This is a genomic window from Salibacterium aidingense DSM 18341 (assembly GCF_000429685.1).
Lineage (GTDB): Bacteria > Bacillota > Bacilli > Bacillales > Marinococcaceae > Salibacterium > Salibacterium aidingense.
In genome coordinates this window covers 241,249-253,351 of sequence record NZ_AUCI01000003.1, presented here as the reverse complement: position 1 = coordinate 253,351, position 12,103 = coordinate 241,249, and the positions used below count along the sequence as shown (strand labels likewise).

Here is a 12,103-nt window from a genome sequence, read left to right as displayed (position 1 = left end):
GGCTTTTTGTGAAAGAAGAAGATCAGCGTTATAAAATGGTACGGTTCGGAGCTATGGTGGGCATTGTAGGGAATATTTTTCTTGCCTTGTTTAAAGGAGCAGCCGGGCTGCTTGCAGACAGCCGGGCTCTTGTAGCCGACGCTGTTCATTCAGCTTCTGATGTGGTTGGTTCGATAGCTGTCTTAATAGGGGTAAGGGCAGCAAACCTTCCTCCCGACCGGGACCATCCTTATGGGCACGGAAAAGCAGAGACAGTAACCGCTATCATTGTGGCGGTCCTGTTATTTATCGTTGGTTTTGAAATTGGATTGAACGCTCTGCAGGATTTGGGAAATCCAATTACTGTACCTAAAACGGCGGCATTATACGCTATCTTCTTTTCCCTTTTGGTCAAAGAAGGAATGTTTCGATATAAACATTTTCTGGGTAATAAATACAATAGTGATGCTTTGATCACGGATGCCTGGCATCACCGCTCGGACGTTTTTTCTTCGGCCGCGGCCCTTATCGGTGTGGCAGCTTCCGTAGCAGGTGCTCACTGGGAGATTGCATGGCTGCTTTACGGGGATTTGGCAGCCGGTTTATTTGTCTCTATTCTAATTATGAAAATGGCGTGGACGTTGGGGAAATCCTCTATTCACAATGCGCTTGACCATGTCCTGCATGCTGAAGACACAACCAGCATGCGGGACGAAGTAAAAAAGATAGAGGGTGTGCTTCAGATTGACGAATTTTTAGCAAGAGAGCACGGGCACTATGTGATCATAGACATTAAAATTGCGGTGGACCCATATATAACGGTGAGCGAGGGCCATCAAATCGGAAAAAATGTTAAGGACCTGCTGTTGGAAGAGTCAAAAGTAAAAGATGTATTTGTCCACATTAATCCGTATGAAAAAGAGAATGAAAAAGGAGGAACTTTATGAAAGGACAAACGGCCTTAATATGCGGGTTGATTGCTGCTCTTATTATTGCGGTTTTTGCCGTTATTAATGTAGATGGGGTGGAAGTAAATTACTTATTTGGTACAGCGGAGTGGCCTCTTATATTAGTTATTCTCGGTTCTGTAGTAATGGGCGCTGTGATCACAGGATCTTTAGGAATCATTAAGGTATATCGGCTGCAGCAGGAGCTGAAGCATCTGAAAAAATCCGCAGCTGCAGAAAACAGTGCAGAAAAGCAAACAACTTCGCGGTCCTCTACAGAGAAAAAGAGCGGGGAGCGCCGGCAAACCGGTTCTCATTCAACGAAATAACAGTATTTCATTAAGGAACAACAATTGTAACCCCTGATTCGCTTTAGTATAATGAGTGAGTCAGGGGTGTTTGTTATATGTTAAGACCTAATACACGCTGGAAGTACGATGATACTCCAGTCACTGGAAGAGAAGAAATGAAAAAGGAATTGAACCTGTCCCCCCTTACCGCCGAACTGATGTGGAAGAGAGGGTTTAGAACAGCGGAGGAAGCTGAAACGTTTTTAAATACAAATTCCGGGATTCTTCATGATCCGTATGAAATGGACGGAATGACCAAAGCTGTTCATAGAATACAAGAAGCCGTTGGAAATAAAGAAAAGATACTGATATTTGGGGATTATGATGCCGATGGGGTAGCAAGCACGATGATCATGATTCATCTTATGAAAGAATTACAGGCTGATTTTGGATGGTACATACCAAACCGCTTCACGGAAGGATACGGGCCGAACATTCCCGCGCTGGAGCGGGCGAAAGAAGAAGGAGCCTCCCTTGTTGTAACAGTCGATACCGGGATTGCCGCTGTACCGGAGGTGAAAGCGGCAAACGAGATGGGTATGGATATTATCATAACGGATCATCATGAACCGCCGCCTGAACTGCCGGAAGCACACAGCATTATTAATCCTAAAAAACCCGGCTGTCCGTACCCGTTTAAAGAATTGGCAGGAGCAGGCGTTGCGTTTAAAACGGCGCAGGCCCTTCTCGGTTATTTTCCCGAGCATTTGCTTGATATTCTTACGATTGGAACGATTAGTGATTTAGTTCCGCTGCTTGATGAGAACCGAACGCTGGCAGCCCGGGGCCTGGAAGCTCTGGCTGTATCCAGGAAGCCCGGCATTCAAGCGCTCAAACGTATTTGCGGAATAGAAGACAGCGCGATGGAAGAGGATCATGTGGGATTTGCGCTCGGTCCTCGTATCAATGCGGCGGGCCGGATGGAATCGGCGGATCCGGCGGTGCATCTGCTTGCGGCGTCGGATGAGGAGGAAGCACAGGAATGGGCTGAAATTATCGATGGATTAAATAAAGAACGTCAGAAGGTCGTAAATCAAATGACAAAAGAGGCCGTAGAAGAAGTAGAAAAGGAATATCCGCCCGGGGAAAACAAAGTGCTCCTTGTCGGAAGAAAAGGATGGAGCCCCGGTGTTATCGGTATTGTGGCATCAAGGTTAACAGACCGGTTTTACAGGCCTGCCATTGTATTGGGCATTGACGAAGAAACGGGAGAAGCCAAAGGTTCGGCAAGAAGTATTGAAGGTTTTGATATGTTTCAGGAACTTTCCAAAAACAAAGACCTTCTTCCTCATTTCGGTGGACATACCATGGCAGCAGGTCTGACCATGGCGGAAAAAGATATCAGTGAATTAAGAAACCGTCTTGAAAATCAAGCGGCCGACGTATTGAGCGAAGAAGATTTTATACCAACGACAACCATCGATGTACAAGCTCCCCTGGAAGAAATCACTGTGTCTGCCCTGGAAGAATTAAGAAAAATGGCTCCCTTCGGCGTTGGCAATCCTAAGCCAATATTTATGGTGAAAAATGTAGCGCTTGCCTCCAAACGGAAAATTGGCAGTGAAAAGAACCATTTAAAAATTGAGATGGAGGAGAACGGGACTAGACTCGACGGGGTAGGTTTTCATCTTGGGGGCCTTGAGGAAAATATTACCGAGCATGCCAGAGTGAGTGTAGTTGGAGAATTATCCATCAATGAATGGAACGGGTTTCGAAAACCACAGTTATTTTTGAAAGACATGGCCGTTTCCTCCTGGCAGCTATTTGATAAGAGACAGCAAAAGGGAATGGATCGTATTATCCATCATCTTGAAGATGACGATACCATCGTCGTTACTTTTCAGGAAGAGAGCTATAAAAAACTAGGTTCGTTGTTTGAAAGAAAACACGTTCTTTTAGCCGCAGATGCAGGGGAAGTCACCTATCACGCTGCGAATCTTATTCTGGCTGATATGCCATCCTCCATCGAGGAGTTAACCGGACTTTTATCCGCCATAGAAGGGGTAGAAAGAGTATATGCGTTCTTTGAAGATCATGACACCCTTTACTTTCAGTCGACACCAGCACGAGAGGAGTTCAAATGGTATTACGCCTTTTTGAAAAAAAGAAAAACATTTAACGTTCATAAAGATGGGGAAGAATTAGCACGGAAAAAAGGATGGAAGTTCTCTACGGTTTCCTTGATGACAGAAGTGTTTTTTGAACTTGATTTTGTTACAATGGAAAACGGTATAATTACTGTAAACGATGCTCCTGTAAAAAAGGACCTGACCAACTCGTTTACGTATCAAAAACATGTCAGTAAAAAGCAGACGGAACAGGAATTATTATATTCTACATACAGTCGGCTTAAAGAGATACTGGATCCATTTATATCAGCGGAGGCCGGTGATAATAAAGAAATGAAGGAGAAGGTAGGCCATGGATTTTAAAGATTATATTACAATTATTGAAGATTATCCCAAGGAAGGTATTCGTTTCAAGGATATTACAACCTTAATGCAAAATGGACCGGTCTATAAAAGCGCGATAGATGAAATGACAGCTTTTGCTTCCAGCCGGGACATTGACGTTGTTGTCGGACCGGAAGCAAGAGGGTTTGTCGTAGGCTGTCCTATTGCTTATTCTCTTGAAAAGGCTTTTGTACCGGTGAGAAAAAAAGGAAAGCTTCCGCGTGAAACAGTAGATGCTGATTATGGCCTCGAATATGGAGAGGCAAGTCTTTCTATCCACAAAGATGCGATTCTTCCCGGCCAGAATGTACTAATTACGGATGACCTGCTTGCGACCGGCGGCACGGTCAATGCAACGGTGAAACTGGTTGAAGAACTGGGCGGCCGGGTGGCCGGTATGGCTTTCATGATTGAACTGCTGTATTTAAACGGCAGAGAAAGCCTGAGTGAGTACGATATCTACTCCCTCGTTACATTTGAATAGAAGGGTTAAAGGTGCTCTATTTTTGGAGCACTTTTTACTATCTGTTATCAAGCCAGACGGGGAAAACATTCGGTTTGTTTCGACATATTTCTTTATCCTTTACAGAATTATAAAATTTAAAGATAATATAAAGTAATAATGATTTTAGAAAGGCTTGCAGGGTGATTTCATGACCATCGATGAAGTGTTGGAAAAATCCAGAGAATTTTTATCGGAGGATGACGTTTCCTTTTTGGAACGTGCTTATAAATACGCAGAAGAGGCCCATAAAGATCAGTATCGAAAATCTGGAGAACCTTATATACTGCACCCCATCCAGGTTGTCGGCATTCTGGTGGAACTGCAGATGGACCCGGATACGTTAGCTGGAGCTTTTCTACACGACGTCGTGGAAGATACGGAAGTAACAGTGGAAGATATCGAAGAGGCCTTTAATGATGAGGTGGCGATGCTTGTGGACGGCGTCACCAAATTGAAAAAAATTAAATATAAATCAAAGGAAGAACAGCAGGCGGAAAACCATCGTAAAATGGTAGTAGCTATGGCGAAGGATATCCGCGTGATTTTAATTAAATTGGCGGACCGCCTTCATAATATGCGTACGTTAAAGCATCTTCCCCCGGACAAGCAGCGCAGAATTTCCAATGAAACCCTTGAAATCTTCGCTCCGCTCGCTCACAGGCTGGGGATATCTACCATCAAATGGGAACTGGAAGATACTGCCCTGCGTTATTTAGACCCGCAGCAGTATTACCGTATTGTGAATTTAATGAAACAAAAGCGGGCCGAGCGGGAACAGTACATTGATGAAGTCATTAGTGAAATAAAGGACAACATGAAGGATATAAACATCGAAGCTGATGAATTATACGGACGGCCCAAGCACATTTACAGCATTTACCGAAAAATGGTGAAGCAGAAGAAACAATTTAATGAAATTTATGATCTGCTGGCAGTCCGCATCATCGTAAAAAGCATTAAGGATTGTTATGCGGTCCTTGGTATCATTCATACGTGCTGGAAGCCGATGCCTGGGCGATTCAAAGACTATATTGCCATGCCTAAGGCTAATATGTACCAGTCGCTTCATACAACGGTGATAGGCCCTAAGGGAGAGCCGCTGGAAGTGCAGATTCGATCCGAGGATATGCACCGGATTGCAGAGTTTGGAGTTGCTGCCCATTGGGCATATAAAGAAGGCAAATCTGCGGCAGGTAAATCACTGGAAGATAAATTGACGTGGTTCCGCGAGATTATAGAATGGCAGAACGAAACCGCAGACGCACAGGATTTCATGGAATCTCTGAAAATGGATCTATTTTCTGATATGGTATTCGTCTTCACCCCTAAAGGCGATGTCATTGAACTCCCCCGGGGCTCGGTTCCTATCGACTTTGCCTATCGTATTCATACGGAAATCGGGAACCGGACCATCGGCGCAAAAGTAAACGGTAAGATGGTGCCTCTTGATTACCAGCTTAATACAGGCGATATTGTGGAAATGCTGACGTCAAAGCATTCGTACGGTCCCAGTAAGGACTGGCTGAAATTAACCCAGAGTTCTCATGCCAAAAATAAAATAAAACAGTTCTATAAAAAAGAACGCCGTGAAGAAAACGTCTTAAAGGGGAAGGAAATGGTGGAAAAAGAATTAAAAAGCCAAGGCTTTGACCCTAAAGACGTTTTAACCGATGAGAATAAAAAGGAAACTGCTGATAAGTTCAGCTTCAGCGGCGAAGAAGATATGTTTGCTGCAGTCGGATATAATGGAGTGAGCCCCAAGCAGATTGTTACCCGTCTCACTGATAAAGTTAGACAGCAGCAGGAACAAGAAGAAGAACAAAAGCCGGTCGCAGAAGCAGTTAAGGACGTTACCACACAGACGGAAACAAAGAAAACAGGCACGGGGGTAAACGTAAAAGGCGTAGACAATATGCTCATCCGCCTCTCCAAATGCTGTAACCCTGTTCCGGGCGATGACATTGTTGGTTTTATCACCAAAGGACGCGGTGTATCCGTTCACCGCAAGGATTGTCCCAATGTAAAAAATATAGAAGAAGAATCCCGGCTGCTCTCGGTAGAGTGGGAAGCGGCCAACTATCAGCGGAAAAATTACAGTGTGGATATTGAGATTACCGGCTATGACCGCCGAGGATTGTTAAATGAAGTGCTGCATGCAGTAACGGAAACCAAAACCAATATCACGGCTGTGAACGGCCGGTCTGATAAAAACAAAGTAGCTGTCATTGATGTAACCATATCTATCACTAACATTGATCACCTTCACCGTGTAGTGGAAAAGGTGAAAAAGCTCCCGGATATTTATTCGGTGCGGCGTATGATTCATTAACTAAGGAAAGGGCACGAAAACAAAATGAGAGTTGTCATTCAGCGGAGTGAAAACGGAAGATGTGAGGTAGAAGGAGAAACGGTCGGATCCATTGACATAGGTATTGTCGCCCTTGTTGGCTTCACCCATACGGATGAGGAAGAGGACCTGCTTTGGATGGCTGAAAAGCTTCTGCATTTAAGGATTTTTGAGGATGAGGAAAACAAAATGAATCGTTCTGTCCTGGATCACGGAGGAAAGGTGCTGTCTATTCCTCAATTCACGTTATATGGGGACAGCAGAAAAGGAAGACGCCCGAATTTCATGCAGGCTGCCAAACCAGAGCAGGCGGAAGCCCTGTATCACCGATTTAATGAATTGCTAAGGCAAAAGGGAGCGGCAGTGGAAACAGGAGCATTTGGAGCAGTGATGCAAATTTCCCTTACTAACGATGGTCCCGTCACATTTATTCTCGATTCACCCGATAAACAATAAACAGGTTGACAATCCATGTCGAGATTCGTATGATAGTTATCAGTTATGGAAAACGCTGATAAAGAAGAGCTGAAGACAGAGAAAGTAAACAGGGACAAGCATTTTCAGAGAGGAACTGCTGCAGCTGAGATCAGTTCCAATTGCACCTTGTTGAAAGACACTCTTGAGGCGCTGCTTCGAAAGCCGGACAGCTGGTAGGGGCGGACGTATCCAGGCGTTAACTGGATGAAGTGGAAGCATACAGGGTATGTTTCAATTAGGGTGGTACCACGGGCACAACAACTCGTCCCTCGTATATACGGGAGGCGGGTTTTTTATTTAGGTTGAGGTCCAGTCGTACGAATTCAGCCCGTACAGGAACTTTTCGGCAAGGAGTAGAAAGCGTCCGCCCGCAGTGTATGCGGTAAACAGCAATCCTATAGAAATGTTTTTTTCCAAAGGGTGCTTTTCCAATCAAAAAAGAAGTGGAAGGGAGTTTGATGAATGGATATTCGTATACCGAGGGGAACACAGGACATCCTGCCCGGCACGTCAGAAAAATGGCAGTACGTTGAATCAATATGGCATGATATCTGCCGCCGGTTCAATTATGCTGAAATTCGTACCCCTATTTTTGAACAGACTGAATTATTTCAGCGCGGCGTTGGGGATACCACGGATATTGTACAGAAAGAAATGTATACCTTTAAGGATCGTTCCGGGCGGAGCCTGACGTTAAGGCCGGAAGGGACAGCGGCTGTGGTCCGCTCTTTTGTGGAAAACAAACGGTTTGGGCTTCCAAATCAGCCGGATAAATTGTATTATACAGGTCCTATGTTCCGTTACGAACGGCCGCAGTCGGGAAGAATGCGCCAGTTTGTACAGTTTGGGGTGGAAGTGATAGGAAGTGCCGATCCTTCTATTGATGCGGAAGTGATCTCTCTGGCGATGGAATTTTACAAGGAAACAGGGTTAAAAGGTTTAAAACTTGTTCTAAACAGTCTGGGTGATCAGGAAAGCCGCAAAGCGCACCGCGAGGCATTAATCCGCCATTTCAAACCACATATCGATGAATTTTGTGAAGACTGTCAGAGCCGTCTTGAAAAGAACCCGCTGCGTATTCTCGATTGCAAAGAGGATAAGGACCACCCTCTTATGAAAACTGCACCCTCCATCCTGGAATATTTGAATGAAGAATCAAGGCAGTATTTCCAAACGGTGCAGGAATTATTGGATAAAATGGGGATAGACTATGAAGTTGACCCTGGGCTGGTACGGGGGCTTGACTATTATAACAATACCGCCTTTGAAATTATGATTGAAGGAGAAGGCTTTGGTGCCATCTCGACCTTGACCGGCGGGGGGCGCTATAACGGACTGGTGGAAGAAATAGGAGGTCCGGAAGCGCCTGGTATCGGGTTTGCTCTTAGTGTGGAACGGCTGTTAATGGCCCTTGAAACGCAGGGGGTGGAGATTCCAGTGAATCAAGGGCTGGACTGTTACCTGGTTACACAGGGAGAAGAGCCTGATAAAGAAGGCACGGCCCTGTTAACGGAACTTCGGAGAGCCGGGATTTCAGCCGATAAAGATTATATGAATAAGAAAATGAAAGGGCAGTTTAAAGCAGCGGACCGCCTGCAGGCTTCCTTTACCGCAGTGCTGGGAGAAGAAGAATGGCAGGCCGGCAGAATTAATGTAAAAAACATGAACAGCGGAGAACAGCAGGAAATGGATATAACGGAACTGACCACTTATTTGTCAGCACAATTGAAGGAGGAAAAAGAATGATCGGTCGAACACACTACTGCACAGAAATTTCTGAATCCACGATTGGATCAAAAGTTGAATTAAAGGGGTGGGCCCAGACAAGACGTGATTTAGGTCAGGTTATCTTTGTCGATTTGCGGGACCGCAGCGGAATTGTGCAGATTGTCGCGAATCCGGAAATTTCGGAAACCGCCCTGAAAACAATGGATAAAGTCAGAAGTGAATATGTTCTGGATGTGAAAGGAACAGTAGTGAAAAGGGATGAAGAGACTTATAATGAAAAAATTCCCACCGGTACGGTGGAAGTGCAGGTAGAAGAAGTAACTATCCTTAATGAATCAAAGCCGCTGCCTTTTCAGATAGAAGATGAAACAGATGTCTCGGAAGATGTGCGCTTAAGGCACCGCTATCTGGATCTGCGGCGTCCGGAAATGAGAGAAACGTTCAAAATGCGTCACCGTACAGCTAAACTCATTCGGGATTACTTAGACGAGCAGGATTTTCTGGAAATGGAGACGCCGATGCTTACGAAAAGCACACCGGAAGGGGCACGCGATTATCTGGTTCCCAGTCGTGTTCATCACGGGGAGTTTTATGCTCTTCCTCAATCCCCGCAGCTATTTAAGCAGTTGTTAATGGTGTCCGGTTTCGAAAAATATTATCAGATTGTACGCTGTTTTCGGGACGAGGATTTGAGAGCAGACCGTCAGCCGGAATTCACCCAGATAGATATTGAAGCCTCGTTTATGAATACAGAAGATTTTCTGCCAATGATCGAAAAAATGATGCAGCGGGTGATGAAAGAAATTCACGGCATCGATCTTCAGGCTCCGTTTCAACGGCTTACCTACGATGAAGCAATGCACCGCTTTGGTTCCGATAAACCGGATACCCGCTTTGGCATGGAATTGGTAGAACTGTCTCATATTGTGAAAGACAGCGGCTTTAAAGTGTTTGCCGATGCGGTGAAAAACGGCGGAATTGTAAAGGGGCTCAATGTTAAGGGAGTGGCTGACTCCATGTCCCGTAAGGAAATTGATGATCTTGCTGAATTTGTTGCCATTTATGGGGCGAAAGGACTGGCCTGGCTCAAAGTAGAAGAGAATCAGTTAAAGGGCCCGATTGCCAAGTTCTTTAACGAAGAAGAAACGACGCAGCTTCGAAAAGCACTGGGTGCGGAAGCAGGCGATCTGCTTTTCTTTGGAGCAGATAAAAAAGAAATCGTATTTGATGCGATGGGGGCTCTGCGCCTCAAATTTGGAAAAGAGCTGGACTTAATAGATCATAGTGCCTATCATTTCTTGTGGGTAACGGAATTTCCATTGATGGAATATGATCCAGAAACCGGAAAGTATACAGCAATGCATCATCCGTTTACAAGTCCGATGATAGAAGACATGGACAAACTGGAAGATCACCCAGAAGAAGTCCGTGCCCAAGCGTACGACCTGGTCTTGAATGGTTATGAATTAGGAGGCGGCTCGCAGCGTATCTATGATAGTGATCTTCAGGAAACGATGTTCCGCGTACTGGGCTTCAGCAAGGAAGAAGCCCGAAATCAGTTTGGATTTCTTCTTGATGCATTTGATTACGGCACCCCTCCCCATGGCGGTATAGCCCTTGGGTTCGACCGTCTCGTCATGATCCTTGCAGGCCGGAATAATCTCCGTGATACCATTGCATTTCCAAAAACAGCGAGTGCAAGCTGCCTGTTGACAGGAGCTCCGGGGGATGTAAGTGAGAGCCAGCTGGAGGAGCTTAATCTTCAAGTGGTTTCAAACGAAGAAGAGTAAAGAGAAACAATCATGGGTACTAAATATGATCTGTACGCTGAAAGGAAGTAATGAAGCCGGACGGATCTGTCTTTATCTGAAATGTGCGTACCCCTGCGGTAGTATGAATATATAAAAAGCCGATCTGGCCTGGAGTCCAGCGGTAGGAGATATCAAATACTTCCCGAAGAGAGTAATGATGAAAGCTTGTCTTCAGGGAGTCTTCATATAAATAAAGCCAATCGCTGTACTCCTTCTGCTTTTTTTCAAGCCATTCGATGGTCTGTTCTACGTGAATGATTTCCTGTCTGTCCAGCCAGTCTGTTTCCGTGTGTCTATTGCTCATGAGAAAGCTGACGTTCCTTTCTTTTATGTAAATAGTGGTTAAATCATTCATTACCCGAAATTGTCGCAGGTGAAACATCATAAAAAATAGTTACTTTATCTTATTTTTTATCGAAACGCGCGGAAGGGGTTCGTACATTCTTGACCGGTGAATCTATGCATGCTATGATGTAATCAACCAATTTGAAGAGTCCTGAGGTGTACGTGGGACACTAATCGTTTTGAGCCAACAGTTTTACATTGGGAGCCTGCAGTTTCAATCGGAATGACAAGCCTCTAAACGTGGACGTTTGAACGATTGAACAGGGCACCCACCTGCCGAGAGCAGGCTTCAAAACTAAGTCAGTTTGACGGCACATCGGGACTCTTCTATTTATGTTGATAAGATGCATCCCCAGGGGACACGGATCCCCTGGGGATTTTTGCACGGGTAAAGAAACAGGCAGTTTAAAAATTTGCGTATCACATATAGGATTATCTTCTTTCTTGTCGAAAAATGTGAGATAATGAAAAATGCGGCGCTCAGCCGTTTGCGATTTTTTCCAGATTGCCGTTTTTGTCCATGCGGAAAAAATTGGGAACGGGAGATGATTCTTCTGTCATTGCGAGTTCTCTTGCCCGATTCATCATATGGACAATCAGATCATAATCTTGTTTTACCGTTTCATATTCCTGATTAATTCTATCAATCTCTTCACGCAGCTGAGCGTTACGAGTTTGCAGCTCTGCTGCTTCTGCCTCTGCCTTTTCGGCATCCGAGGCATGTTGAAAAGAGTCCAGTTTTTTTTCCATATCCTTCAGAGCGGAGATGATAGAGTTTATATTGGACAAGGAACGAGGTGCCGATGGGTTGATTTTTGTAGCGGCTTGATGAGCAGAAGCCCTCATTTTTTGTTTTCGTTCTCGTTTTGCCTGTTTCACTTCCTCATTATAATCGAGCCGGACTATAGCATTCCAGCGGAAACCGCACGCTGCTGAAGTTCTGTCCAATGCATCGCCGACCTCGTCAAAAGCCTTCAACTGTGTGCTCCCTTCGCGGATATGCTTTAGAATAGTTTCTGCCAAATATTTGTCGTCTTTATCAGACCAGGCATCCTGTCTAATATTCATAGATAATCTCTCCTTCAGTGCCTATAAGTAGATTGACAGGTTCTAGTGTAGACAGAACAGATAGGAATTATACATACTTGGAAACAGAATGTA

At 44.9% G+C, this 12,103-nt stretch carries 10 protein-coding genes, 1 other RNA gene and 1 other annotated feature; of the genes, 9 read left to right on the top strand and 2 right to left on the bottom strand.

Translation table 11 applies throughout. The features are described 5' to 3' along the window. The first annotated feature begins 8 nt into the window (after positions 1-8). The 8 genes from G475_RS0105430 (at position 9) to aspS (ending at position 10,576) form a co-directional block, all read left to right on the top strand. Positions 9-926, top strand: coding sequence for a cation diffusion facilitator family transporter (locus G475_RS0105430; protein ID WP_026700418.1), 918 nt, complete (start codon positions 9-11; stop codon positions 924-926). Beyond that, positions 923-1,255 (top strand): LapA family protein, encoded by a 333-nt coding sequence (locus G475_RS24305; RefSeq protein WP_051302203.1) that lies wholly within the window; start codon positions 923-925, stop codon positions 1,253-1,255. Before G475_RS0105430 ends, G475_RS24305 begins: the two co-directional genes overlap by 4 nt. A 77-nt stretch (positions 1,256-1,332) precedes the next feature. Then, the gene (recJ, locus tag G475_RS24300; protein WP_035710298.1) at positions 1,333-3,708 is read left to right on the top strand and encodes a single-stranded-DNA-specific exonuclease RecJ; all 2,376 of its coding nucleotides are present in this window, start codon (positions 1,333-1,335) and stop codon (positions 3,706-3,708) included. Next, on the top strand, positions 3,698-4,213 hold the full coding sequence (locus G475_RS0105415; RefSeq protein ID WP_026700417.1) for an adenine phosphoribosyltransferase: 516 nt from the start codon (positions 3,698-3,700) through the stop codon (positions 4,211-4,213). Before recJ ends, G475_RS0105415 begins: the two co-directional genes overlap by 11 nt. Before the next feature lie 169 nt (positions 4,214-4,382). Next, the gene (locus G475_RS0105410) at positions 4,383-6,563 is read left to right on the top strand and encodes a RelA/SpoT family protein (protein WP_026700416.1); all 2,181 of its coding nucleotides are present in this window, start codon (positions 4,383-4,385) and stop codon (positions 6,561-6,563) included. Between the two features lie 24 nt (positions 6,564-6,587). Continuing rightward, complete coding sequence (gene dtd, locus G475_RS0105405; RefSeq protein WP_026700415.1) at positions 6,588-7,037, top strand: D-aminoacyl-tRNA deacylase; 450 nt, start codon at positions 6,588-6,590, stop codon at positions 7,035-7,037. Positions 7,038-7,100: 63 nt separating this feature from the next. Continuing rightward, positions 7,101-7,331: a binding site (T-box leader), on the top strand. A 189-nt stretch (positions 7,332-7,520) separates the two neighbouring features. Beyond that, the gene (hisS, locus tag G475_RS0105395; protein WP_026700414.1) at positions 7,521-8,804 is read left to right on the top strand and encodes a histidine--tRNA ligase; all 1,284 of its coding nucleotides are present in this window, start codon (positions 7,521-7,523) and stop codon (positions 8,802-8,804) included. Beyond that, the gene (gene aspS / locus G475_RS0105390) at positions 8,801-10,576 is read left to right on the top strand and encodes an aspartate--tRNA ligase (RefSeq protein ID WP_026700413.1); all 1,776 of its coding nucleotides are present in this window, start codon (positions 8,801-8,803) and stop codon (positions 10,574-10,576) included. The genes hisS and aspS overlap by 4 nt, the downstream gene beginning before the upstream one ends. A gap of 19 nt (positions 10,577-10,595) precedes the next feature. On the opposite strand, the gene G475_RS0105385 is transcribed toward aspS, so the two are convergent. Next, a complete protein-coding gene (locus G475_RS0105385; RefSeq protein WP_156911630.1) occupies positions 10,596-10,901 on the bottom strand; it encodes a hypothetical protein in 306 nt (101 codons plus the stop codon). 186 nt (positions 10,902-11,087) lie between these two features. Here G475_RS0105385 and ssrS point away from each other — a divergent pair. Beyond that, positions 11,088-11,269, top strand: a non-coding RNA gene (ssrS, locus tag G475_RS26685) — 6S RNA. A gap of 153 nt (positions 11,270-11,422) precedes the next feature. On the opposite strand, the gene G475_RS0105380 is transcribed toward ssrS, so the two are convergent. Beyond that, positions 11,423-12,010, bottom strand: a complete 588-nt coding sequence (locus G475_RS0105380) for an RsfA family transcriptional regulator (RefSeq protein ID WP_026700411.1) — start codon at positions 12,008-12,010, stop codon at positions 11,423-11,425. Between the last annotated feature and the right edge of the window lie 93 nt (positions 12,011-12,103).